The organism is Microvirga sp. VF16, from assembly GCF_016864375.1.
In the GTDB taxonomy this organism is placed as follows: Bacteria; Pseudomonadota; Alphaproteobacteria; order Rhizobiales; family Beijerinckiaceae; genus Microvirga.
This window is the reverse complement of sequence record NZ_CP069354.1, coordinates 4151732-4176231: the sequence shown is the minus strand read 5'-3', so window position 1 is coordinate 4176231 and position 24500 is coordinate 4151732. Positions and strand designations below refer to the sequence as shown.

At 63.5% G+C, this 24500-nt stretch carries 24 protein-coding genes; 5 read left to right on the top strand and 19 right to left on the bottom strand.

All coding sequences use genetic code 11. The features are described from left to right. Positions 1 to 143 precede the first annotated feature (143 nt). Together JO965_RS19535 and JO965_RS19530 are read left to right on the top strand one after the other, a co-directional pair. The gene (locus JO965_RS19535; protein ID WP_203440671.1) at positions 144 to 1139 is read left to right on the top strand and encodes a magnesium transporter CorA family protein; all 996 of its coding nucleotides are present in this window, start codon (positions 144 to 146) and stop codon (positions 1137 to 1139) included. Positions 1140 to 1218: 79 nt separating this feature from the next. Further along, positions 1219 to 1965 carry an SOS response-associated peptidase gene (locus tag JO965_RS19530; protein ID WP_203440670.1) on the top strand — a complete coding sequence of 249 codons (747 nt, stop codon included), beginning with the start codon at positions 1219 to 1221 and terminating at the stop codon, positions 1963 to 1965. Between the two features lie 245 nt (positions 1966 to 2210). On the opposite strand, the gene JO965_RS19525 is transcribed toward JO965_RS19530, so the two are convergent. Together JO965_RS19525 and JO965_RS19520 are read right to left on the bottom strand one after the other, a co-directional pair. Then, positions 2211 to 3461: a class I SAM-dependent RNA methyltransferase gene (locus JO965_RS19525; RefSeq protein WP_203440669.1), complete on the bottom strand. Its 1251-nt coding sequence runs from the start codon at positions 3459 to 3461 to the stop codon at positions 2211 to 2213. Beyond that, a complete protein-coding gene (locus JO965_RS19520) occupies positions 3454 to 4170 on the bottom strand; it encodes a TlyA family RNA methyltransferase (RefSeq protein ID WP_203440668.1) in 717 nt (238 codons plus the stop codon). Before JO965_RS19520 ends, JO965_RS19525 begins: the two co-directional genes overlap by 8 nt. A 104-nt stretch (positions 4171 to 4274) precedes the next feature. On the opposite strand from JO965_RS19520, the gene JO965_RS19515 reads away from it, so the two are divergent. Further along, positions 4275 to 4988 carry a superoxide dismutase gene (locus JO965_RS19515; protein WP_203440667.1) on the top strand — a complete coding sequence of 238 codons (714 nt, stop codon included), beginning with the start codon at positions 4275 to 4277 and terminating at the stop codon, positions 4986 to 4988. Between the two features lie 172 nt (positions 4989 to 5160). Here JO965_RS19515 and dxs read toward each other — a convergent pair whose 3' ends face one another. The 12 genes from dxs to JO965_RS19455 all read right to left on the bottom strand — a co-directional run bounded on the left by dxs (position 5161) and on the right by JO965_RS19455 (position 18171). Next, positions 5161 to 7068, bottom strand: a complete 1908-nt coding sequence (dxs, locus tag JO965_RS19510) for a 1-deoxy-D-xylulose-5-phosphate synthase (RefSeq protein WP_203440666.1) — start codon at positions 7066 to 7068, stop codon at positions 5161 to 5163. An 18-nt stretch (positions 7069 to 7086) separates the two neighbouring features. Continuing rightward, positions 7087 to 8094, bottom strand: coding sequence for a PrsW family intramembrane metalloprotease (locus JO965_RS19505; protein ID WP_203440665.1), 1008 nt, complete (start codon positions 8092 to 8094; stop codon positions 7087 to 7089). Between the two features lie 5 nt (positions 8095 to 8099). After that, positions 8100 to 8624: a DUF2628 domain-containing protein gene (locus JO965_RS19500; protein WP_203440664.1), complete on the bottom strand. Its 525-nt coding sequence runs from the start codon at positions 8622 to 8624 to the stop codon at positions 8100 to 8102. Positions 8625 to 8758: 134 nt separating this feature from the next. Continuing rightward, positions 8759 to 9007 carry an exodeoxyribonuclease VII small subunit gene (locus JO965_RS19495; RefSeq protein WP_009764792.1) on the bottom strand — a complete coding sequence of 83 codons (249 nt, stop codon included), beginning with the start codon at positions 9005 to 9007 and terminating at the stop codon, positions 8759 to 8761. A gap of 30 nt (positions 9008 to 9037) precedes the next feature. Further along, entirely contained in the window at positions 9038 to 11722 is a 2685-nt protein-coding gene (locus JO965_RS19490; RefSeq protein WP_246776906.1) for a DUF2339 domain-containing protein, read from the bottom strand. Positions 11723 to 11780: 58 nt separating this feature from the next. Continuing rightward, complete coding sequence (locus JO965_RS19485; protein WP_203440661.1) at positions 11781 to 12299, bottom strand: tyrosine phosphatase family protein; 519 nt, start codon at positions 12297 to 12299, stop codon at positions 11781 to 11783. Between the two features lie 240 nt (positions 12300 to 12539). Beyond that, positions 12540 to 13133 carry an HD family hydrolase gene (locus JO965_RS19480; protein ID WP_203440660.1) on the bottom strand — a complete coding sequence of 198 codons (594 nt, stop codon included), beginning with the start codon at positions 13131 to 13133 and terminating at the stop codon, positions 12540 to 12542. Continuing rightward, positions 13134 to 13742 (bottom strand): DNA-3-methyladenine glycosylase I, encoded by a 609-nt coding sequence (locus JO965_RS19475; RefSeq protein ID WP_203440659.1) that lies wholly within the window; start codon positions 13740 to 13742, stop codon positions 13134 to 13136. It abuts the gene before it with no gap. Positions 13743 to 14030: 288 nt separating this feature from the next. Next, the gene (aac(6'), locus tag JO965_RS19470) at positions 14031 to 14519 is read right to left on the bottom strand and encodes an aminoglycoside 6'-N-acetyltransferase (protein ID WP_203440658.1); all 489 of its coding nucleotides are present in this window, start codon (positions 14517 to 14519) and stop codon (positions 14031 to 14033) included. Next, entirely contained in the window at positions 14491 to 15138 is a 648-nt protein-coding gene (locus JO965_RS19465; RefSeq protein WP_203440657.1) for an FMN-binding negative transcriptional regulator, read from the bottom strand. The genes aac(6') and JO965_RS19465 overlap by 29 nt, the downstream gene beginning before the upstream one ends. 99 nt (positions 15139 to 15237) lie before the next feature. Beyond that, entirely contained in the window at positions 15238 to 17184 is a 1947-nt protein-coding gene (locus JO965_RS19460; protein WP_203440656.1) for a PAS domain-containing sensor histidine kinase, read from the bottom strand. Between the two features lie 108 nt (positions 17185 to 17292). Further along, entirely contained in the window at positions 17293 to 18171 is an 879-nt protein-coding gene (locus JO965_RS19455) for a folate-binding protein YgfZ (RefSeq protein ID WP_203440655.1), read from the bottom strand. A 75-nt stretch (positions 18172 to 18246) separates the two neighbouring features. Here JO965_RS19455 and JO965_RS19450 point away from each other — a divergent pair, with 75 nt between their 5' ends. Next, positions 18247 to 19587, top strand: coding sequence for a dihydroorotase (locus tag JO965_RS19450; RefSeq protein WP_203440654.1), 1341 nt, complete (start codon positions 18247 to 18249; stop codon positions 19585 to 19587). A gap of 38 nt (positions 19588 to 19625) precedes the next feature. On the opposite strand, the gene JO965_RS19445 is transcribed toward JO965_RS19450, so the two are convergent. The 5 genes from JO965_RS19445 to JO965_RS19425 all read right to left on the bottom strand — a co-directional run bounded on the left by JO965_RS19445 (position 19626) and on the right by JO965_RS19425 (position 22355). Then, positions 19626 to 20282: a LysE family translocator gene (locus JO965_RS19445; RefSeq protein WP_203440653.1), complete on the bottom strand. Its 657-nt coding sequence runs from the start codon at positions 20280 to 20282 to the stop codon at positions 19626 to 19628. Positions 20283 to 20325: 43 nt separating this feature from the next. After that, positions 20326 to 20721 carry a VOC family protein gene (locus JO965_RS19440; protein WP_203440652.1) on the bottom strand — a complete coding sequence of 132 codons (396 nt, stop codon included), beginning with the start codon at positions 20719 to 20721 and terminating at the stop codon, positions 20326 to 20328. A 16-nt stretch (positions 20722 to 20737) separates the two neighbouring features. Next, positions 20738 to 21001 carry a hypothetical protein gene (locus tag JO965_RS19435; RefSeq protein WP_203440651.1) on the bottom strand — a complete coding sequence of 88 codons (264 nt, stop codon included), beginning with the start codon at positions 20999 to 21001 and terminating at the stop codon, positions 20738 to 20740. Between the two features lie 176 nt (positions 21002 to 21177). Then, positions 21178 to 21756 (bottom strand): TIGR02301 family protein, encoded by a 579-nt coding sequence (locus JO965_RS19430; RefSeq protein WP_203440650.1) that lies wholly within the window; start codon positions 21754 to 21756, stop codon positions 21178 to 21180. Continuing rightward, positions 21753 to 22355, bottom strand: a complete 603-nt coding sequence (locus JO965_RS19425) for an NUDIX hydrolase (RefSeq protein WP_371826805.1) — start codon at positions 22353 to 22355, stop codon at positions 21753 to 21755. The genes JO965_RS19430 and JO965_RS19425 overlap by 4 nt, the downstream gene beginning before the upstream one ends. Before the next feature lie 101 nt (positions 22356 to 22456). Here JO965_RS19425 and JO965_RS19420 point away from each other — a divergent pair, with 101 nt between their 5' ends. After that, positions 22457 to 24460, top strand: coding sequence for an acyltransferase family protein (locus tag JO965_RS19420; protein ID WP_203440649.1), 2004 nt, complete (start codon positions 22457 to 22459; stop codon positions 24458 to 24460). The last annotated feature ends 40 nt before the right edge of the window (positions 24461 to 24500 follow it).

Genomic DNA, 24500 nt, shown 5'->3' with positions numbered 1-24500 from the left:
CCCCGGCGAGCCCTAGGCAAGGGAAGGGGATCCACCAAGGCGCTGGGCCCGATTGTGGATCCCCTTCCCCTCCGCTACGCTCCGGCCGGGAATGACAAGGGTTACCTGGTCCAAGCCAAGATTCTTGAGGGGCGAGAGCGCTTATGATTGTGATCCACAAGCCGACACAGGTGATCGGACCGATAGGCGAGTCCCTCGACCGCCATGTTCTCCCGCCGGGCGAGCCGATCCCTCATGATGCCCTGTGGATCGACCTGATCGAGCCGACGAAGGAAGAGGACAGACTCGTCGAGACCTATCTCAACATCGAGATCCCGACCAAGGAGGAGATGGCGGATATCGAGCCCTCTGAAATTCTCTACAACGAGAACAACGCGCGCTACATGACGGCTCGCGTTCTATGCAGCTCCGATACCGAGAATCCGAAACTCATCGATGTCTCCTTCATCCTGACGGAGAAGGCACTCGTGACCGTGCGCTATGGCGAGCCGCGCTCCTTCAACATGTTCATGGCCCGCGCGGTGAAGCCAGGCGGCTGTCGGCACAGACCGGAGGCGGTGCTCGATGGATTGTTGGAGACCATCATCGACCGTGCCGCCGAGATCCTGGGGGCTGTCGGGACGCGCATCGAACGACTATCGCAGGCGATTTTCGAGAACGAAAAGCAAGGTGCGCGCCGCGCTGCCTCCTACCGCGTTGCCCTGAGATCCATCGGTCGCAAGGGCGACATCATCTCAAACGTGCGCGAGAGCATGGTATCGGTGGAGCGCATGTTGCTGTTCCTGTCCGCCAGCATGCCGCGGCCGCAGAAGACGGCGGGCTATCAGTCCGAATGGCGCACGGCGCTTCGCGACGTGCAATCCATCGAGGAGCATGCGAACTTTCTCTCCAGCAAGGTTCAGTTTCTGCTCGACGCAACGCTCGGCTTCGTCACCATGGAACAGAACGACATCATCAAGATCTTCTCGGTCATGTCGGTGATCTTCCTGCCGCCGACCCTGGTCTCGTCGCTCTACGGCATGAACTTCAAGATCATGCCGGAACTCGAATGGGAGTTCGGCTATCTTTGGGCGATCGCCCTGATGGTGCTCGCCGCCGTGCTGCCCTATCTGTTCTTCCGCTGGAAGCGGTGGCTCTGATGTACAGCACTGTCATGCCGGGGCCGCGTAGCGGAGCTCGGAATGGCAGTGGGATAGCCTAAGAACCGAGGAGAAATCCATGTGCGGACGTTTCGCCATCTCTCTCGACCCCGAGATCTATCGGGATTTCTATGGCTATCCCGAGCAGCCGAACTTTCCTCCGCGCTACAACGTGGCTCCTACGCAACCCGTGCCGATCGTGCTGGAGGATCGGGGCGAGCGGCATTTCATGCTGGTGCGCTGGGGCTTCCTGCCGTCCTGGGTGAAGGATCCGAAGGATTTTCCTCTCGTCATCAACGCCCGCGGCGAAACACTGCAGACGAAGCCGACCTTCAAGGCGGCGTTGAAGCGCCGGCGCTGCATTTTCCTCGCCGATGGCTTCTATGAATGGCAGCGCCATGGACGGGAGAAGACGCCATTCCTGATCCGCCCGCGCGACCGCAAACCCATGCCGATGGCAGGCCTGTGGGAAACCTATAGCAGTCCTGACGGCGGCGAGATCGATACGGCCGCCATCGTGACGACCGATGCCAATGGCACGCTTTCCGCTGTGCACGATCGCATGCCGGTGATCCTCTCACCGGACGACATCGCAGCATGGCTTGATGTGCGCGACGAGCGCGCCGACGTGATGCGCCTCGTGCGCCCCTGTCCCGACGAGTGGCTCGATATGGTTCCAGTCTCGAACCGCGTGAACAAAGTCGAGAATGACGATCCGGGTCTGTTGGAGCCGCTGAGCCAGCCGGAGCCTGCGCCGGTGAAGGAGAAGAAGAAAGCGAAGAAGCCGCTCTCCAGCGACGAGGATGGGCAGGGGAGCTTGTTTTAGGCTTTTCCAGCACGGTCATCCCGAACGGAGTATAGCGACGATCCGGGATCGCAGGACCAGTCCAGCACCGTCATCCCGGGGCCGCGCAGCGGAGCCCGGGATCCATAGCCACGACAGAAGTTCAGCTGGCACCGCCAGCGGTTATGGATCCCCGCCTTCGCGGGGATGACAGTGGAGGTTCGGGCGCCTCATCCTGCTGACGATCCCGGATCTCCGCTCCGCTTCGCCCGGGATGACGGTTTGGATTACCGCCGCTTCTTCACCGCGTCCCGCTTCAAGATCCCGACGACTTCCAGATGCGGTGAGTGCTTGAACTGATCGACCGGGATGACGCGTTCCAGGCGATAGCCGCTCGCCATCAAAATCGCGGCATCGCGGGCGAAGGTGGCGGCGTCGCAGGAGACGCTGACGACGAGCGGAACTTTCGACACGGCAAGCTGCTTCACCTGGGCTTCGGCACCCGCGCGGGGTGGATCGAGCACGACGGCGTCGAAGGCGTTGAGCTCAGGCGTCAGCAGCGGTCGACGGAAGAGGTCGCGCGCTTCGGTCGTGACGCGGCGCAGACCCGGCGTCGCGCGCGCGGCCTTGTCGAGGGCTGTCATCGAACCCTTGTCGAATTCGACGGCGTGCACGTCCGCTTTCTCCGCGAGCCGCAATGAGAAGGGGCCTGTTCCGGCAAAAAGATCGGCGACACGCTTGGCACGCGTGCAGGCCTCAACGACGAAACCGGCAAGCGTCTCCTCGCCGAGTCTCGTCGCCTGAAGGAACGAGCCCGGAGGTGGAACTACCGAGGCACGGCCCATGACGATGGCGGGAGGCCGGCGCTCCACGATCACGTCGCCATGGACCGACAGACGCGAGAGATCGAGTTCGCTGGCGAGGTCGATGAGGCTCAGGCGGTCCGCATCCTTCATCGGTCCGTGCCCGCGCACATCCACGTCGAAGCCGGTCTGCGTCGCGGTGATCTGGATGTCGAGCGGCTTGCGCGGGCCTTTCAGATGCTCGCCGATCGCGCGCGCAATCGCCGGTGCCCGTTCCTTCAAAGCAGATTCCGTAATGGGACAGAACGCAATCTCGACGATCTGGTGGCTGCGCGGCGCCATGAAGCCCACATGCATGGCGCGGTCGGGAAAGCGCACGTGCAGCGTGACGCGCCGGCGCCCCTCGCCATGGGCGTCGATGAGCGGCTCGACAGGCGCTTCGATCCGTGCCTGCTTCAAGGTATGGACGAGCGCTCCGTATTTCCACGCCTGATAGAAACCGTGCTTCATGTGCTGCGTTGCGCAGCCGCCGCATGCGTCGAAATAGGGGCAGAACGGCGTCTCGCGCTCGGGCGATGGAACATCGACGCTGATGAGGCGCGCATGCGATCCGTCGCGCTCGATGGTCACAATCTCGTCCGGCAGCACCTTGGGCACGAAAACGGGGCCGGAGGCGCCATCCGCGATTCCGTCACCTTTCGCACCGAGGCGCTTGATCGTTACCTGTTCAACCACGACGGGCTCCCAACAAGAATTCACGATTGCCGTCGCCGCCCTCGATGGGCGAGGGGACGAGCCCGATGATGGTGAAGCCGAGCGAGGCGACGAAAGCCGTCATGTCCTCGGACACGGCGCGATGCACCGCCTCGTCGCGAACGATGCCCTTCTTCACGTAATCGCGTCCGGCCTCGAATTGCGGCTTCACCAGAACGGCGAGTTCTGCGCGGGGCTTCAGCAGGGCGATGGCAGGAGGCAGAACGAGTTTGAGCGAAATGAAGCTCACATCCGAAACCAGCAGATCGGCGGCTTGCGGGATGAGCCCTGTCGTCAGCGAACGGGCATCCGTGCCCTCGAAATTCGTCACCCGTGCATTGCCGACGATGGTGGGGTGCAACTGGCCGTGTCCCACGTCCACCGCGTAGACATGGGCCGCACCGCGCTTCACCAGCACTTCCGTGAAGGCGCCGATGTCGAGGCATATCTTGTTCTTCGGGTCGATGTGGAAGGCGTCGAGCGCCGCCGCCAGCTTCACGCCGCCGCGAGACACGTAAGGATGCGGCTGCTCGGCCGTGATGACCGCTTCCTCAGGGACCGCATCGGACGCCTTGCGGATGACGGCCCCATTCACGGTCACGAGGCCGGCCGCAATCGCCTCCTGCGCCCGGGCGCGGCTTGCAAAGAAGCCCCGCTCGACCAGAACCACATCGGCGCGCCTGCGGGTCATTAAGGCCTCGAATCCATCCGGTTCACGATCCCTTCATGGCCGGAACCTGAGTCCCGCCCTAGAACATCTTTCGTTCACAATCCCTACAGGCCCACGGAGATCCCATGATCAGCCGTCGACATCTTTTGACAGGAGCGACCCTGTTCGCCGCCAGCGCTGCCATTCCCCGCGCCTGGGCGCAAGCCCCATCGGGCCCCTTCAAGCTCGATCCCTTGCCTTATGCGCCGTCCAAGAACGAGCCGCATATTGACGCCCAGACCATGGAGATCCACCATGGCAGGCACCATGCGGCCTATGTCAACAATCTCAACGCGGCCCTGAGCCAGAATGCCGAGGCGGCCAAGATGCCGCTCCAGGACATGCTGGCGAACCTGAACAAAGTCCCTGAGTCGATCCGGGCCGCGATCCGCAACAATGGCGGGGGACATGCCAACCACACCATGTTCTGGCAGATCATGGGCGGGTCGGGCGGCGAGCCATCGGGTGATCTGAAGGCAGCCATCGACCGGGATCTCGGCGGATTCCAGAAGCTCCAGGAGGATTTCAACAATGCAGGGACGCGACAATTCGGCTCCGGCTGGGTCTTCGTGACGGTTGCCCGTGACGGCAAGCTCGCCCTCGTGGCGAAGCCCAACCAGGATACGCCCCTCATGGAAGGGCAGAGGGTCCTGATGGGCAACGACGTGTGGGAGCATGCCTATTACCTGAAATACCAGAACCGCCGGCCGGACTATCTCAAGGCATGGTGGAACGTCCTCGACTGGAACAAGATCGGCCAGCGCTATGCCGCGGCGAAGGCGGGAACGCTGACGGTTTAGGGTCTCAGCTCAGCAATCCGACCGTCATTCCGGGGCGGCCAAAGGCCGAGCCCGGAATCCATAACCGCTAACGTTTCAAGGCAGATTGAGACGCCGGTCGCCCTTTCCTGGGCCGCGGTGGTTATGGATTCCGGGCTCCGCTGCGCGGCCCCGGAATGACAGTGGTGAACCTTTAAGCCCTGACCTTCCGGGCCTCTTCCTTGCCGAGGGCCTCGAACACCTTGGTCACGATGCCGGCCGCGTCGAGGCCAGCCTTGGCGTACATGCGCTCGGGCTTGTCCTGGTCCTGGTAGATGTCCGGCAGGACCATCGAGCGCACCTTCAGGCTGCCCCGGTCGAGCGCACCCTTGTCGGCGAGAAGCTGCAGCACGAAGGAGCCGAAGCCGCCAATCGAGCCTTCCTCGACGGTGACGAGAACCTCGTGATCGCGGGCAAGCCGCAGGATCAGCTCCTCGTCCAGGGGCTTGGCGAAGCGGGCATCGGCCACTGTGGTGGAAAGACCGCGCGCCTCCAGTTCCTCCGCCGCCTTCAGGGCTTCGGAGAGGCGGGTGCCGAGCGACAGAATCGCGATGCGGCTGCCCTCCTTGACGATCCGGCCCTTGCCGATGGCAAGCGGGATGCCCTTTTCGGGCATGTCGACACCAACACCCTCACCGCGCGGATAGCGGAAGGCGATGGGGCCTGAATCATAGGCTGCGGCGGTCGCCACCATATGGACCAGCTCCGCCTCGTCGGCGGCGGCCATGACCACTATGTTCGGCAGGCAGCCGAGATAGGCGATATCGAAGGAGCCCGCATGGGTCGCGCCGTCCGCGCCGACGAGGCCGGCCCGGTCGAGGGCGAAGCGCACCGGCAGGTTCTGGATCGCCACGTCGTGCACGACCTGATCGTAGGCGCGCTGCAGGAAGGTGGAATAGATGGCGCAGAACGGCTTATAGCCCTCCGTCGCCATGCCGGCGGCAAAGGTCACTGCGTGCTGCTCGGCAATGCCCACGTCGAAGGTACGGACGGGGAATTCCTTACCGAACATGTCGATGCCGGTGCCCGACGGCATGGCGGCAGTGACGGCGACGATCTTGTCGTCCTTGTGGGCCTCCTTGATCAGGCTCTCGCCGAACACCTTGGTGTAGGAGGGGGCATTGGCCTTGGCCTTGGTCTGCGCACCCGTCACCACGTCGAAGGTGACGACGCCGTGATACTTGTCGGCGGCGGCCTCGGCGGGCGCATAGCCCTTGCCCTTCTTGGTCACCACATGGACGAGGACCGGGCCAGTCTCGGTGTCGCGCACGTTCTTCAGGATCGGCAGCAGGTGGTCGAGATTGTGCCCGTCGATCGGACCGACATAGTAGAAGCCGAGCTCCTCGAACATGGTGCCGCCGGTCCAGAAACCGCGGGCGAATTCCTCGGCGCGCTGAGCCTTCTCGTAGATGAATTTCGGCAGCTTCTTCGCCAGCTGCTTGGCCGTCTCGCGGATGCCGCGATAGGTGCCGCCCGAGACGAGGCGGGCGAGATAGGACGACATGGCGCCGGTGGGCGGCGCGATCGACATGTCGTTGTCGTTGAGGATGACGATGAGCCGCGAATGCATGGCACCGGCATTGTTCATGGCCTCATAGGCCATGCCGGCCGACATGGCCCCGTCGCCGATCACGGCGATCACGTTATTCGTCTTGCCCTCCAGGTCCCGCGCCACGGCCATGCCGAGACCGGCCGAGATCGAGGTGGAGGAATGGGCCGCGCCGAAGGGGTCGTATTCGCTCTCGGAACGCTTGGTGAAGCCCGACAGCCCGTCCGCCTGGCGCAGGGTCCGGATCCGGTCGCGGCGGCCTGTCAAGATCTTATGGGGGTAGGCCTGGTGGCCCACGTCCCAGATCAGCCGGTCGCGGGGCGTGTCGAACACGTAATGCAGCGCCACCGTCAGCTCGACCACACCCAGGCCCGCGCCGAGATGCCCGCCGGTGACGGACACGGCGCTGATCGTCTCCGTCCGCAGCTCATCCGCCACCTGCCGGAGCTGGTTTTCGGGCAAATGACGCAGATCGTCCGGAGTCTTGATGGTGTCGAGAAGGGGTGTGGACAACGTTTTACTCGCCAAGCTTCAGCCGGAGGTCAGATCCTTTGAAATAGGGACTTGAGGCGAGGGGGTCAAATCGGAAAGGCCAACCTTGACCGGTCCGCGAAGAAGCCAGGTCACGTAGACTATGCCCAGCCAAGCTATGCCAGCACCCGCAAGACCGGATCCGAAGTTCCCTTTCCAGGTCGCGAAGATACCGAAGACGACCAGACCGAGAGAAAGGAGGACGGTGAGGACAACGAATACTGTGAAGGAGTGCTCGATCCAGCGGGATCCGCTGCTTGGCAGCGGCGCTGCCTTGCGCCATCGAACTTGGCCCTGACGTATCAGAAAGGCGGTGAGCCAAGCCTCAAGAGTCATGACGGCACCGAGGCCGAAGGCAAAATACCAGCGATCTATCAAGGTAAGAAACCCGGCGAACTCCTTTCGAAGCGGCAGGACGCAGACGTCATAAAGACCGTGAAGGAGGAAGGGCGCGAAAAATGCGCCAACAATCCACCATATCTTGTGGGCCTTCTCGTCGACGCTCCGTGCGAGCAGGCAACCCATCAACACACCAGTGATGGTGTGGCTTGGAACGGCCGTAACAGCCCGAGCGAAGGCAATGCTCAGCCATCGGCTATCCTTGCCGTTCAACTCTCCGAAAACATAGAAAATGTTCTCAAGACAAGCAAAGCCCAGACTGACCCAACCGGCCGCCAGGATGTAGTCCAGACGACTTTGAATATCTTCATGCCGATAGACGATCGTGAGGAGAACGGCGAGCTTGGCCGCCTCTTCGGGCAGGGCGGCGCGCAAGAAGCTGATAGCCACCACCCCTTTTAAACCGATCACATTGCCCTCTGCTACCGATGAGGCGGTGAGAAAAGATATCAGGACCGTTAGGGCCGATAAGAATCCAGCAATGAAGGCCACATTTGCAGCCTCCGCCATCATCCTTCTTCGAGATGCATAGACGAGCAGCAGGCCGAGCCAGACGACAGGAAAGATAGCGCTGAAAAGAGCGGCCGAGCGCAGCAGATAATCCGGCACGGCTGTCAGCCGCGCCCGGCGACGCTGCTCATGAAGGCCAGTACGTTGAAGCCGATGAACAAAAGAGTGCCAATGACCGCGCCGGGGATGGAAACGCCTCCGGCCTTCTTGACCAAGATTTCAAGCTCCTCTTCGCTGGTGGCGCGGATGCGCAGTTTTTCGATGCGCTTAAGAGCGTGTTGGACATACAATGCTTTGCCCATCATGCCGAGCATTGTGTAGAGTCCGAGCATCCCACTATTCGAGCTCGTTGGAAAAACGAGTGAAAGGATTATACCTCCGCCGATTAGGCCGGCTGCCCAGCCATAGAGTTTGCGATAAAGCAGCCAGGGAATGGTGATGAGGAAGGCCGGCCAGCACCACGTCAGTGGGAGTTTGCGCAGGGTGGGATCCTTTGCCCGCATCTTCTCCAGTGCACGACCGTAGGCTTCGTGATTGGGCCCGACAAACGCTGCGAAGAAAGCATCGGTCTTGGCTGATTCTTCAACTTCGTGCGTTTCCGTCGCACTTATTACTTCTGTCGCCGGCATTTTGCCCCCGCAATCCCAATGTGATTACGTTTGCACAGGCCGGCAAAGGCTGCAAGGCGACGGGTGCTCGAATCCCCATGTCAAAGAATTCAGGGCTGCTCGTTGGAAAGTGCAGCCCTTGTTGAATGCGCGGCCTATTCCGCCACGTCCAGCGGCGCCGTGCCGGAGGCGGCTCCGTCGGGGCCGATGGTGATCTTTTCGATGCGGGCCTCGGCCTTCTTGAGGAGCTGCTCGCAATGCTTCTTCAGGGCCTCGCCGCGCTCATAGATCGCAATCGAATCCTCCAGGGGCACATCGCCGCGCTCGAGGCGGCGGACGATGTCCTCCAGCTCGGCCAGGGCCTTCTCGAAGGGGAGGGTCTTGATGGAAGCGGTATCGGTCATGCGGTTATCCGTATTCATCCTGGCGCCATCTCACGATGGAATTGCGGCATCGCTTGGTCGGCGTGCGAGGAGTCTCTGATAGACGAGACTGATGCTGATGAGAACAAGCCCGAGCCCGATAAATGACAGGGCCCGCATCACGCCCTCCAGATTGGCGAGGTCGACGATGAAGACTTTGAGGACGGCCAGCACCAGATAGACCGCCGAGACAAGGCGAGCGGAGCGGTTGTTGAAAACGAGGCCCAGGCCGAGCAGCAGGATGCCGATGAGGAGCAGAGCCAGTGAATAGCTCCATTGCTCCCCTTGGGTGAATCCCTTCCAAAGCGCCAGCTGGGGGCCCGCCGCGATCCGCCTGATCGCAAGGCCGATATAGGCCGAGAACAGGAGCAGGCTTAAAACGGCCGAGGACAGGCTGTAGGGGCGCGGCCGGGCGCGCCGCTCGATGAGAGCGAGCGCGGCGGCCAGGACAGCCGGCAGTAGATAGGCGGGGATCAGGGCGTTGAAGAGCGGACCGCCTAAGACCTCGTCCTCGGTCAGCAGGGGGTTAACGACGAGAAGAAGTCCACCCGCGCAGAGGACGAGGGAGAGGGCTTTGAAGATCAGCGAGCCCCAGCGATAGACCGGATCGGATTGCCGGATGTCGAGGCGCGTGAGCACGAGTGCGAAGACGAGGCTTTCTGTCGCAACAAGCCCGATCTCCAAAAGATCGGTGGTCGCGGCCAGCGGATCCCCGGCGCGGAGCGCGTGGCGGATCTCGAAGAAGATCAGGAAGGCCGCAAAGGCGATGCCGAGACTTTCCGTCAGCCGCACGGTCCAGTCGCGGCCCGTGCGCTGGAGCAGGCGGCCGGCGGCGAGGAAGGCCAGGGCCGGAACGCCGTAGCCCCAGAGGAGCCAGTTGAACAGGACCGGGCCAGGATCTCCGCCGACGATGGTCGGGTCCCAGATCAGGCGGCCTAAGATGATCACGCCGATGGTGCCGACCGCGTAGCGCAGGGCCGGAATGGCGATCCGATCCGCGACCCAGGCGGTGCCGAGGGCCGTGAGCGCAAAGGCGACGGTGAGCATGCCCTTGTCGAGGGCGAAGGTCAGGCCGAGCGCGAGCGCCGCGAGGGCCGCCGAGGCGGTGGCGCCGAGGGTCAGGCGGATCGGGTTCTCCGGGCTGGAGGGCTGGCGGTTCAGCCAGCCGGCGGCGGCGATGAAGGCGAGGGCAAGCCCGCCCGCGACCAGGGCGAAGGGCAGGCTGCGCTCGAACTCCGCCACCCGCCAATAGGCCGCGATGAGCGCCAGCAGCGGGCCGATGACGGCCGTTCCCGCATACCAGGCAGCGGTGGATACACCGAGATGGGGCGAGCGCGCAGACCGGACCAAGCTGGCGCCCGCGATGGCCGCCGGCAGAAGGAGAGCGAGCGCCAGATAGGCCTGAAGGGCATGGGGGCGCACCGCAAAGGCATCGCCGCTCTGATAGAACAGGTTTTCGGGCGTACCGCCGATCTCAGCCGCAATCGGCCAGACGAGAAGGGCGCCGGCGACGGTCAACGCTGCCCAGGCGGTGGCGGGAGCCGCTGACGAGAAGCGGATGCCCGTCGCGAGCAGGACGAGCGCCATCGCGGCGACGAAGACCGGGCGGGCATCTCCGGCGATGACCGAGCTGGAGATGGCGATGCCGGCCAGCCCGAAGGCGAAAAGAATGCCGCTGGCAGGCCAATCGATGCCGGATTCCGCGTCCGAAACATGGCGGTAGGGGATGACCGCCAGAAAGACGGCGGCAAGGCCGGTCTGGACGACGAGATGCACCATGGCTGGCAGGGCATCCGTGTCGTCCATGATGAAGATGAGAAACGTCCAGGCGAGCACGCCGATGGGTGCGGCGAGCGCAAGCCAGCGCCAGAGCCGCAGATGCGCGACGCCATAGGCGGGCAGCACCACGAAGGCGAGATAGATCACGAGCGCCCAGGGCTGCGGCTTGTCGGAGGAGACGAGGAGTGGGCTTCCTATCGCGCCGAGCAGGCCGAGGGCGGCGAGGATCGGGCCGTGCAGGGTCGCCGCGATCATGGTGAGAACCGCGATGAGGCCGAGCAGCACGAAGGTCGTCGCCGGAGTGATCAAGTCATAGAGCGCATAGGCTGCATAGGCCGAGGCGAAGGCGCTGCAGGTTCCGGCGGCTGTGAGGATCGCGGGCACGTTCGCACTCGGAATGCCGGGCAGAACGAGTTCCAGCTCGCGCCGGCGCAGCCATTCGCCGGCGCCGATCAGGGCAAGGGCGAAGAGCCCGCCCAGGGCGATGCGGGTTCCAGGGCTGAGCAGGTTCTGCTCGATGGAATAGCGCACCAGGAAGATGCCACCGAGCGCCAGCGCGATGCCGCCGATCCAGACGGCCCAGCGGGCTCCGAGCTTCTCCTCGAAATCCTGGCGCGCTGGCGCCGGCTGCGGAACCGTGGCTTGAACGGTCGGCACGGACACGGTCGGTCGGGAGGGTTCCGGCTCGGGAACGACGACGGGCTCTTCGACCGGCGTTTCAGGAGTTGCAGCGGGAGGCGCTTCACTCGCGGAAGCGGTTTGGCCGCCGGTCTGAGCCTTGGCCAACCGCAACTCAGCTTCGAGAATGGCGATGCGCTGGTGCAGAGCATCGAGCCTGCCACGCGCCGAGAGGCCGAGGACCAATCCCGCGATGGCGCAGATCGGAATGCTGAGCACCAGCAGGGCGAGAAGGATCATGTCCAAGAGGAGGCCTCGGCAATTGGCATGGCGCCGCGGCCGTTCCGGATGGAATCGGCTAGCGCCCGTTAAGCTGTAACATGAAGGGCGTGCCCTCCATAGCCTCGGCGCCCCGGCCGATGGCGCGGATCGCATCGACCATCCGGCCCTGGCGTCCCAGGAGATCGTCGGCGAGGGTGATGAAGCGGGCATTCGGCGTTGCGCTGGGGGAGGCTTCCCGGAGGGCCGCGGCAATCGCTGTTTCGTCACGCTCCGGCTTAAGCGCGCAGGCGGCGATATAGGCCGCGGCGGTGGAGCGGCTGATTCCCGCCCAGCAATGGAAGAGGAGAGGACTTTCCCGGCCCCAGGTCCGGACGAAGGTGAGCAACTGCTCGATATGCGCCGCCTCGGCCAGGACATAGCCCTCCCTGGGCTCCACGATATCGCTGACGCCGATGAAGAGGTGGCGCTCGGCTGCGATCGTCGCGGGGCGCTCGACCTCGGCGCCGACGCTCATGAGGCTCACCACATGGCTGGCGCGGATCGCCGTCACGGTGTCGTGCAGGCGGGAGAGGGGGCAGACGTGCAGGGTCGGCATGGGGTTGGTCTCAGGGCTGCTTTTTCCCTCCCCCTTGCGGGGAGGGGTCAGGGGTGGGGGTAGTGCAGCCGGGTGAGTGAGTAAACTAGTTAGACGCTGTAGCGATCTTGGTCATCTGGAAGAAGCGTAATATTCCGACTTTTCGACCCCCCACCCTTTATCCCTCCCCGCAAGGGGGAGGGAAACACGCCTCGATTATACAATCATCCAGTCCTGCAGGACGAAGCGGCTTTCCTATCTTCACCCCGCCAGCGCCGCCATGACTTTCACCTGATACCGCTCCTCGGCCTCCGCCACGGGCCAGGGCTCCAGAAGGGCGAGCACGGACCGGGGCAGGGGCTCGGGCCGGCCGAAGAACCTGATTGCTTCCTCGCGGCCGAAACCCGCGAGATGCGTCGCCTCCAGAAAGGCCGCCTGGCGGTCGGCCTGCTTGATGAATCGCTTGAGCGTTGCCGCCGGCTGGGCGGGCAGGCCGAAATGCACATGGATGGCGCCGAGCAAACCCGCCTCGATGGTCTTGTAGGCGTCGCCGATCACCGCCTTGAAGGGCGAGATGATGTCGCCGATCACGTATTCCGGTGCATCGTGCAGCAGCACCGAGAGGCGCCACTCGCGCGACATGCCCGGATTGATATGGCTCGCAATGGCTTCCACCAGCAGGCTGTGTTGCGCCACGGAAAAGATATGTCCGCCGATTGTCTGCCCGTTCCATCGGGCGACGCGGGCAAGACCGTGGGCGATGTCGTCGAGCTCGACATCGAGCGGCGAGGGGTCGAGCAGGTTGAGGCGGCGGCCGGAGAGCATCCGCTGCCAGACGCGGGGTTCCTTCGCCATTTAAAGCTTCTCAGCGAGAGCGGTGCACTCCGCGTGGCGATAACAGCCAGTGAGATGGTCGTTCACCATGCCCACTGCCTGCATGAAGGCATAGACGATGGTGGGGCCGACGAAGTTGAAGCCCTCCTTCTTCAGCGCCTTCGAGATCTTGCGCGAGACCTCCGTTTCCGTCGGCACGTCCTTGCGCGTCTTCGCGTTGGTCTGCACGGGGCGTCCGTCGATGAAATCCCACAGAAAGCGCGAGAAGCCGCCGCGTTCCTGGATGACGAGCCAGGCGCGGGCGCCCGCAATCGTCGCCTCGATCTTGGCGCGGTTGCGCACGATGCCGGTGTCGAGCATCAAGGCCTCGACCTGCGCCTGATCGAACTGGGCGATCACCGCCGGTTCGAAGCCTGCGAAGGCGCGGCGGAAGTTCTCGCGCTTGCGCAGGATCGTGATCCAGGAGAGGCCCGCCTGGAAGCCGTCGAGAATGAGTTTTTCGAACAGGGCGCGGTCGTCGAATTCCGGCACGCCCCATTCCGTATCGTGATACTCGACATAGAAGGGATCGGTGCCGGGCCACCAGCAGCGGGTCTTATGGTCGGGATGCAGGATCAGTCCGTCGGTCATGGAACGTGTGTAGCGGGACTGTCGGCAAACGGGAAGAGACGCGCCGCTTTTCCCTCCCCCTTGCGGGGAGGGGCAGGGGTGGGGGTGGTTTGACTGGGTTAGCCTTCCCGTCATGGCCTCTCCTGGCCATCCCGATCCGAAGCGCACCGCGCCTTTCTCCATCGGGATCACCGACACAAGGCCGGTGATGACGCGGTAGAGGCTGTGTTGTCTTGCTTAATTCAGCGTAGCGCTCTGACTTTGCGACCCCCACCCTTCATCCCTCCCCGCAAGGGGGAGGGAAGCACTTCAGCGCGACAGCGGCTTTCGGTAATAGACGACCCGATCCGTCTCCTCGAAGCCCAGGGCCTTGTGCATGCACTGTGAGCCAACGTTTTCGAGGAGGACGTCGGAGGCGAATTCGCGGCAGCCGAGGCGTCGTGCCCAATCCTCGACGGCCTTGCACAGCATGCGAGCCAGTCCCCGGTTGCGGTAGTCCGGCTCCACGTAAATGCCTTCGAGGAAGGCGACCGGCGACGTCTCGCAGCCGTTTACATAATCATGGCGCAGAGCCGCTTCCGCGAAGCCGGCTGCCCTGCCGTCGGGCAGACGCACGAGGAAGGCCACGGCCTTTTTCTGCTCCCACAGCATGGCCTGTGCTTCGGAGCGATGCTCCTGCACCGGACCCTCCGGCCAGAGGGCATGGCGCAGGGCCGCCCATTCCTCCAGCGATTGCAGGGTGCAGGGCTCGATCCTCGGGCCGTTCCCGTCATTCACGGCGCAGGGCTCCGCGCTCATCGACCAGATCCGCCATCCTGTGCGAGGTATCGTCCTCGGAGAGCCGCAGGCCTGCCGAGACGCCGAGCCGGTCGGCCTCGGCGCGGTTCTGGCTCACCTTCCACTTGCCCTCGATCCGGGCGATCTCGATCTCGATGCCGACAATGCCCTTGAGCTGTGCGGCCACGAAGGGCGCCGGCGCATCGCTCACGGTCCAGGGCTCCGGACGCGGCGTCTCCTGTAGGTCCGTCATCGCGGTGATCTGCTGCAGCAGCCAGTCCGGATCGTCTTTGATCGTCAGGCGCCCGCGGGCCTGGACGATGGCGTAGTTCCAGGTCGGCACGACCTTGCCGTGCTCGCGCTTCGCCGCATACCAGGACGGCGTGATGTAGGTCTCAGGTCCCTGGAAGACCACGAGGGCTTCCTGCTCGAGGTCGAAGTTGCGCCACTGGCTATTGGCGCGGGAGAGATGGGCTTTGAGGGTTCCCAAGGCCGAGGCGGAGGCATCCAGCACGAAGGGGATGGGATTGGCCTCGAGCCCAGCACTGCCGAACGTCACCAAGAGCCCGAGCGGATGGGCCTTGATGAGAGCGTGTTGAACCGCAAGGTTATCTTCGCGAAAGTGAGGCGGCTGATACATGGCTTTCCCGGCTTAAGAGGGCGGGAATGTTAGCGAGTCACGCCGGTTCGGACCAATCAAAAATCCCGATGCTGATCATCACATGCGGGGATGTGCCCATCAGGCCCCGGTGCGGAGCACCCGCAGCTTCTCAGCCAGTTCCGTCCAGCGGTAAGGTTTGCTGATGAAGGAGACGCCTGTGCTCAATCCTTGGGAGGGCAGGGCCGACACGGGATAGCCCGAGGCGAGAAGAATCTTCAGGTCGGGGCGCATCTCACGGGCCTTGCGGGACAGCTCGACCCCATTCATGCCGTTGGGCATGATCACGTCGCTGAACAGGACATCGATGGAGGGATTGCCGTCGAGGATTCTGATCGCCTCGCTGGCATCGGTCGCCGTTACCACATCATAGCCCAGGCTGTCGAAAATATCGCTCGCAACCTCCCTGACAGTCGGTTCGTCCTCGACGATCAGCACGGTTCCCGCACTGTCCCGAATGGGGTGCGTCGCCTCGGCGTCGTCCTCGATGACCTCCTCACCATTCTCCTGGGCCGGCAGCAGCATGGTAACCTTGGTCCCCTGGCCGGGGGTGCTGTCGATCTTGATGGACCCTCCCGACTGGGTCACGAAACCGTAGACTTGGCTCAGACCCAGGCCTGTTCCCTTGCCGAGTTCCTTGGTGGTGAAGAAGGGCTCGAACACTCGGCTGACGATGTCGGGCGTCATGCCGACGCCCGTGTCCTGTACCGAGATGGAAGCATATTGACCCGGTTGCAGGGTCGATGAAATGGGATTCTGCTCTTTCACCAAGACGTTGCCGGTCATGATCTTGAGGGAGCCGCCATCCGGCATCGCGTCGCGCGCGTTGACGACGAGATTGAGCAGTGCCGACTCGAATTGCGGCGCATCGACCGAGACCCACCGGATCTTCGAGGCAAGCGAGATCTGCAGCCTGATCAATTCGCCGCAGGCTCGCCGCAGAATCGACTCGAAGCCTTCGATGAGTGTGTTCGGATTGTGAGAAGCCGGCTGCAGGGGCTGACGGCGTGAGAAGGCGAGGAGCTGGTGCGTCAGCTTCGCGCCGCGTTCGGCCGCGCTCTGCGCGCTTTCGATCAGCTTGATGTCTCGGGGATCGCGCGCGTTGCGCATCAACAGATCCAGGTTGTTGACGATGACCGTCAGGAGGTTGTTGAAGTCGTGCGCGACGCCGCCCGTGAGCTGCCCGACCGCTTCCATCTTCTGCGCCTGGAACAGAGCGGCCTGCGTCTCCTCAAGCGCCTCCTGCGTCTGCCGGCGTTCGGTGATGTCGCGCGTGACCTTGGCGAAGCCGATCAACGTGCCCTGATCGTTGCGGATCGGATCGATGACAACGCTGGCCCAGAAATGCGTGCCGTCCTTGCGGACGCGCCAGCCTTCGGCCTCGAACTTGCCCTCGCGCGCCGCCGTCTCCAATGCGCGTCGCGGCAGACCTGTGGCGCGATCGTGTTCGGTGTAAAACTGCGAGAAGTGGCGTCCGACGATCTCGCTTTCTGCATAACCCTTGATACGCTGCGCTCCGGCATTCCAATTCGTCACATGGCCTTCAGGGTCGAGCATGTAGATCGCGTAATCCGTGACTCCCTGCACCAGCAGGCGAAAGCGCTCTTCGCTTTCTTTGAGAGCCTCCTGAACCTTCTTTCTCTCGGTGAGGTCACGGGTGATCTTGGCAAAGCCGAGCAGGTTGCCGCGGGAATCGCGAATGGGATCGATGACCACATGCGCCCAGAAGCGCGTGCCGTCCTTGCGGACGCGCCAGCCTTCAGCCTCGAACTTACCGTCGCGCGCTGCCGTGTCGAGTGCGCATTGCGGCAGGTTCGTCGCACGGTCCTCCTCGGTGTAAAAGCGCGAGAAATGCTGGCCGACGACCTCGCTTTCCACATAGCCCTTGAAACGCTGGGCTCCCAGGTTCCAGCTTACCACGATGCCGGTCGGGTCGAGCATGTAGATGGCATAGTCGGTGACCGCGTCAACGAGGAGCTGAAATCGCCCCTCCGGTAACGTCGGCCTGTACTCTGGCACCGCGTTCATCAATAAGTTCCCCGGCAGGACCGTCTATACGTTTCTTTGGTACATGAACTGGCCTAGCGGTCTATAACAAAGGTTGTGCTCCTGTTGTTCCTCCGGTCTGACGAGAACTTAAGCCGGTAGATCAGTCTCTCCCGGAAACGGAAAACCGATCCAGGACGGCTTCTCGAGCCGCACCGGGATACCGCCGGCCCGGATCGTCTCGCCTGCCTGAAGCGCATCCGCCGCCCGGTCGAGACGGATCATCAGGAGCCCCCTGCCTGCGGCGCCGGTCCCGGTCTTGCCCAGAGCCTTCTCTCCGGCCGTGACCTCGACGCCCACATCCGCCGCGAACCCGCCTTCGTAGATGGCGGGTACGATCCGCGTGCGGGCCGTGCCCCGGTGCTGCATGCGCGAGACCACCTCCTGGCCCACATAGCAGCCCTTGTCGAAGTCGACGCCCTGCAGCTGGTCCATCAGGGCTTCGTGCGGGAAGGCATCCCCGAACAGGAAATCGCGCCCGCCCTCCGGCACGCCGAGCGCGATCCGGTGGGCGTGATAGGCTTCGGCCGGGTCGTTCGCGAATTCCGCCGCGTCGCCGGTCGCCACGATGGCGCGCCAGCCGAGGGCAGGCAGGCGTGGATCCTCGACCACGAAACCGGCCTCGTCATCCGGCTTCGGAGCATCCCAGCCGGCCACGACGGCAAGCTGCTCGGAAAGGTCCTCGATCGCCACCTTCGCCCGCAGCTTATAGAAGCCGAGCCGCTTGGCGAGATCGGGCGCGAAGACTTTCAGGACATCGAGATAGTAGGCGCCGCCGATCTCTTCCGGTGCCTGGAAGACGATGAAATCGAACAGGATCTTGCCCTGCGGCGTCAAAAGGGCGCCGAGGCGCGCATTGTGCGCTGACACACGGTCCAGGTCGCAGGTGATGAGATTGTCGAGAAAAGTCTTGGCGTCTTCGCCCGAAACCCTTACCACGCCCCGGTCGGCCAGATGGACTGACGGCATGTGCCCGCTCTCCTTGATCCTGTGAGAGCTGTGACATATGCCCGTTCCGCAGCGGCCTCAAGGGATGAGATTGTTATGCCCCAGACCTTCGACCTGATCCTCAAAGGCGGCATCGTCGTGAACCACGACGGACGCGTGGAGCGCGATATCGGCGTGCGAGGCGGGCGGATCGCCGCCATCGGCGACCTGTCCCAGGCCTCCGCCGCGCGGGAGATCGAATGCCGGGGCCTGCACATCCTGCCGGGCGTCATCGACACCCAGGTCCATTTCCGCGAGCCCGGCCTCGACCACAAGGAGGATCTCGAATCGGGCTCCCGCTCGGCCGTCATGGGCGGCGTCACGGCGGTATTCGAGATGCCCAACACCGACCCGCAGACCACGACGCCGGAGGCGCTCGCCGACAAGGTGCGGCGCGGCCATCATCGCATGCATTGCGACTTCGCCTTCTGGGTCGGCGGCACGCACGAAAATGCGAATGACGTGCCGGAGCTGGAGCGCCTGCCGGGTGCTGCCGGCATCAAGGTGTTCATGGGCTCGTCCACCGGCTCGCTCCTCGTCGAGGACGACGAGGGCATCGCCAACATCCTGCGCCGCACGCGCCGCCGCGCCGCGTTCCATTCCGAAGACGAGGCGATGCTGCGCGAGCGGAAAGGTCTACGCGTCGAGGGCGATCCGCGCTCGCATCCGGTCTGGCGCTCGGCCGAAGTGGCACTCGCCTGCACGCAGCGCCTCGTGCGCATCGCTCAGCAGACGGGCGCGCGCATTCATGTGCTGCACATCACGACGGCGGAAGAGATGGAGCTCCTGAAGGAGCACAAGGATCTCGTCTCAGTCGAGGTGACGCCGCATCACCTGACGCTCGCGGGGCCGGAAGATTACCAGCGCCTCGGCACCTATATCCAGATGAATCCGCCCGTGCGCGACGAGCTGCATCGCGCCGCGCTCTGGCATGGATTGGATGAAGGCATCGCCGACATTCTCGGCTCCGACCACGCGCCGCATACGCGCGAGGAGAAGGACAAGACCTATCCCAACACGCCGTCCGGCATGACCGGCGTGCAGACGCTCGTGCCCGTGATGCTCGACCATGTGAATGCGAGCCGCCTGACGCTGGAGCGCTTCGTCGATCTCACCAGCGCCGGTCCCAAGCGCCTCTTCGGCATCGCCAACAAGGGCCGCATCGCGGTGGGCTACGACGCGGATTTCACCGTGGTCGATCTGAAGCGCACGGAGACGATCACCAACGACTGGATCGCCTCCAAATGCGGCTGGACGCCCTATCACGGCAAGAAGGTTACCGGCTGGCCCGTCGGGACGATCGTGCGCGGCAACGTGGTGATGTGGGACGGTTCGCTCGAAACGCCGTCTCAAGGAGAGGTGGTGCGGTTCGAGGAGACGCTCGCGCCTTCGTCCTGAATGAAACTGCACACCCTGCTACTCTTAAACTCTTGAGCTCAGCGGCGCATCGCAGATGCGTCGCCGCCGAGTGCAAGGCGCAGGCCGAGGCCGACCATGATGAGGCCTGCGAAGCGCTCCTGCCAGGCGATCAGGCCCGGCCGGCGTGACAGCCAATCGCCGATCGTTCCCGTGCCCAGCGCGACGCCACCAAGAACGACGAATCCGGAAAGCTTCTGGACAGCGCCAAGAAACAGCAATTGCGCGGTCACGGACCAGCTGCCCGTCGGGTCGACGAATTGCGGTAGGAAGGCCAGCATGAACACCATCGCCTTCGGGTTGGTGAGATTGTTGATCATGCCCTGGCGCAGGGCGGCGATGTCCGAGATCGGCTGCGGCGTTTTTCGCTTGAGCTCATGAGAGCCGAAGGATCCGATGAGGAGCTTGGCTCCAAGCCAGACGAGATAGGCCGCGCCCGACCAGCGCAGCAGATCGAAGGCCAATGGTGATGCCTGGAGGAGCGAGGTGACGCCGAGAGCCAGGAGCGGCAGCTGCACGAGGGCTGCCAGCAGCGTCATGCCTGTCGCCGTGAGAAGAGCCGTGCGCCGCCCTTGTCCCACGCCGCGGCTCAGCAGCAGAACCATATCGGGTCCGGGGGCGAGCTGAAGGGCCAGAACGGCCGTATAGAAGGTCAGAAAAGTCGGTAGATCCAGCATGGTGGAGCCTTCCGCGAACAGGCTTCGATGATGGATAAAACCGCTACTTCACCCAGGCCATGTTCTGCAAGACGACACGATAGCCGTCGGGATCCTCGAAGGTGACACCCTGTCGGTCCCAATAGGGATTGAAGGACGGGACCGGAGCATATCCGTTGTCGCGCATGCGCTGCACCGCTGCTTGCCACTCCGCTCGGTCGGGCAGATAGAAGACGAGGAGGTTGTCCTGTGTCGGAGCGCGACCGGCGCGATGATCTCGGTGCTGCGTGAATTCGAGGTGCCAGGGAGCCTGCGGATGGCCGAGCATCCGGCCATCGAATCCGTCATGGTCGTCGAAGCTGGCGACGGTCTCGAAGCCGAGACCGTCCCGATAAAAGCGCACGATGTCATCGAGCCGATCCGTCGGCCGGGCGACCCGCAGCGTCACGCCCTTCTTCATGGGCGAGGGGCCGCGTTCAATGCTTCAGCGCCATCGCCATCGAGAACGCGCCGGTGCGGATCTTGTCGGGCAGGGTGGCGGCATATTCCGCAACGGCATCCTCGCCATAGGTGGCGACGAGTTCGGTGAAGGCCGCGAAGAGGGCGGCCTGCGCCATGCAATCGCCATCGAGCCCATCGAGTTCGGCCTCGGCAAAAGCCTCGGTCACATAGCTCAGGGCCGCCTGCTTGAGGGCGCTGAGTTCGGGCAGCTCGTCGAGAGGGACGTCGTTATCGTTCATGATCCAGGCCCCTTTGAAGGGGCGGCGCGCGAGTTCGGTTGATTCATTTCTAGACGTCGCGCCGGCCCACCGCCAGCATCACCTTGCAAGGAGGTTAACGCGAGAGGCTAAAGCTCGAAAAATGTGGATAAGAGGCATCGCTGCAACACCTCGGGATGCGGAGCACAATCCTTCGATCACCCGCCGTAGCGGCCGGTGATGTTGCGGGCGAGCTGTTCGCCCTCGCTCAAGAACCGGACGGAAGCTTCCTGGGCCGAGGGGGTGCAGACCCGATAGGTGAGGGCATAAGCCTGATAGCCCTTGTTGTAGGCCCCGGCGAGACGTTCGCGCCGGCCGGGCGTCGTGCCTTCCGCCTCGAGCAGGACCTGCATGCGTCGGCCCCATTCGGTGCCGTCGGGCGCGCTGCAGAGGGGGCGCAGCATGGCGAGCGATCCGATGATTTCGGCGAGCCGCAGCAACTCCTTCTCGTACGGCGCGGGCGGCGGCTCGACCATGGGTGCGGGCTCCGCCTGCTGCTGCGGTTGCTGCTGGCCGGCAGGTCGCTGCGATTGCGGTTGCTGCGGGCGCCGCTGCTGTTGGGGTTGCTGCGGCCGATATTGCGGCTGGGGACGATATTGCTGCTGCGGCACCGGCTGGCCCGGCTGCGGCCGCGGGGGAAGGCCGAAGAGCCGTTCGAAGAAGCCTTGAGCTGCCGCAGGTTGAGGCGTTGCCAGTAAGATGATGGGAAGGGCGAGGAGCAGGCCTGTCCGCTTCATGGCCTTGGATCCTGACCTGCGAGCCTGAAAGCCCGCTCCAGAATCCCGGTAAGCCCTGCCGTCATCGGCAGATCGACGATGTCCCGTTCCGTGACCCAACGGATTTCCTTTGCTTCCGGACCTGTCTGGGGTTCGCCCGAAACCCAGCGGGCAGCATGGGCGGCGATGACGACGTGATGCTTTATATGGCCTTTCTCGTCCCTTTCAATGAATTCGACCGGGGCGATCAGGCCGATGAGCTTGGCCTCAACCCCGACCTCCTCGCGAAGTTCCCGCAAGGCTGCCTCACCCAGGGTCTCGCCGGCCTCGACCATCCCGCCGGGCAGCGAAAACAACCCCTCGCTCGGCGGCTTGCCCCGTGCGGCGAGCAGGATACGCCCGTCCCGGATCACCGCCACCGAGGCGGCGAGGATCGGGCGAGAGGGATAGAAGCGGTCGCTGGTCATGGGAGAAATGGTTCGCCAGCCACCATATAGCTGGCTCTGCGGCCGCTTAGCGAGTCCAAAGACGGCCTTGGGATAGACGCCAGAGCGTTCGGACACAGTGTCACATACATAGATCCTCGCTCCTTCGGGCAAGAGCTTGACGAGCTTATCCATCGCTGCGCGCCGGCAGGATGCAGCTTGCCACCGGTTTTGATCCTGAGTATCAGCCGCCAGGACTTGGCAGGGTTCAGAACCCTGCCGGAACCAGGACGCCAATGCACCATACCCGCGATCACATCGTCAAAGAGGTTCAGGGACTTCGGGCCGTCGCGGTGGTGTCCGTCCTGATCTATCATATCTGGCCGGCAGTCCTGCCGGGTGGATATGTCGGCGTCGATGTGTTCTTCGTGATCTCCGGTTTCCTGATCACCGGTTCGCTGATCAGGGAGTTCGAGACCAAGGGACGGATCAGCATTTCGGGATTCTATGCCCGTCGGATCCGGCGCCTGCTTCCCGCGGCAACGCTCGTCTCGGCGGCGGTCGCGCTGTCCATTCCTCTTTTCCCCAAAGGTTACTGGGCCGACATCGTCAACGGCATCATGGCGAGCACCGCCTATGTCCAGAACTGGTTTCTGGCTGCGCAGGCAGTCGATTACCTGGCCGGCGATGCGAAAGGGCCCATGAACCATTTCTGGTCCCTGTCGGTCGAGGAACAGTATTATATCGTCTGGCCCCTGATCCTGGTCCCCGTTGTCGCCGTCGCTCGCAGAGCTGGCCTCGATCCCCGTCGGGCGTTCGGATGGATCATCGCCATCGTCGGCGGTGCTTCGCTCGCCTATTCGGTATTTCTCACCCCGCTCGATCCCGGGACGGCCTATTTCGCGACAACCACCCGGGCCTGGGAGTTGGCGCTTGGCGGCGCTCTTTCCATCCTTCTTACCCGAAACGCTCTCGCCGATTCTCAGCGTGCGATCCTGGGGCTGCTCGGCGTCGTCGGCATCGTTGTTGCCTCCATAGCCTATAGCGAAAGCACCCCTTTTCCCGGTTACACGGCGCTCCTCCCGACCCTCGCAGCCGCCGCCGTCATTGCATCGAGCGGCTCGCAGGCACCCTGGTCGGCGCGTGGGCTCTTGAGCTCGCGCCCGTTCCAGTATTTCGGCGACATCTCGTATTCCCTCTACCTCTGGCATTGGCCGCTGATCATCGTCTACGGCGAGGTCACAGACCGAACCATCGGACTTCCCGACGGTTTCGCGCTTTTCCTGGCATCGTGCGGCCTTGCGCATTTGAGCAAGGTCTATGTCGAGGACCGTTTCCGGATCCCGTCCTTCTCCACCGAACGCACCGTCGCCGCTGGTGCCGCATGTATCGCGGCGACGCTTGTGCTGGGTGTCGGCTATCTCGGAATCAGCACTCACGATCAGGATGCGCTGGCTTCGGGGCAGAACAGACGCGGAGCTCTCGCGATGGTCGATCCGCAATACGATTGGCGCTCCGAGGATCTGACAAAGATTATCCCGAAGCTGGAAAACCTTCGCGCGGATGTGCCGAACATCTATGCCAGCAAGTGCCATCAGGAGCAGCGCAAGACGGAGGTTCTCGTCTGTGCCTATGGCGATCCTCGCAGCAAGCGACGGATCGCCATGATCGGCGATTCCCATGCGGGGCATCTCTATCCCGCCTTCGAGGAAATGGTCCGCGACAAAGGAGTTGACTTCCGCGGCCTGTCCAAATCCGCAAGTCTGTTTTCATTGGAGGCTTTCTACTACCAGCCGCTCAAGCGCCCCTATACGGAATGCCTCGAATGGTCGAAGAACGTCATCGCCTGGCTCGAGCGCGAGCGGCCTGACATCGTGCTGATCTCGCAATCGCCGGCCTATCCTGAAACGACCCGTCGGGGCATGGCGGAAGCCTGGTCGCGTCTGCTCGCGATGGGATTGGATGTCCGGATCGTTCGCTCGACGCCCTGGTTGCGCTTCGATCCCGATAAATGCCTGGCAGAGAGCAAAGATTGGAACGTCGATTGCGCGCCTCTGCGGGAAGTCGCTTTCAGAGATGATCCTGTGCTTACGGCCGCTCAGGAACTGAATCTGAATGTGTTGGATCTGACCGATCACTTATGTGATGCGGCGCGCTGCCCGACCGTGATCGGCGGAATCATGGTCTATCGCGACCGGCATCATTTCACGGCGACTTTTGCCAGAACCCTAAGCGGCATATTCGGAAAGGCATTGTCGGTCGAAGGCGCGATCAACTCGAGCATCGGATCAATCCCTTAAGCAGCGCATCGTTGGGAGCGGAATACCGGGTCCACGTTTC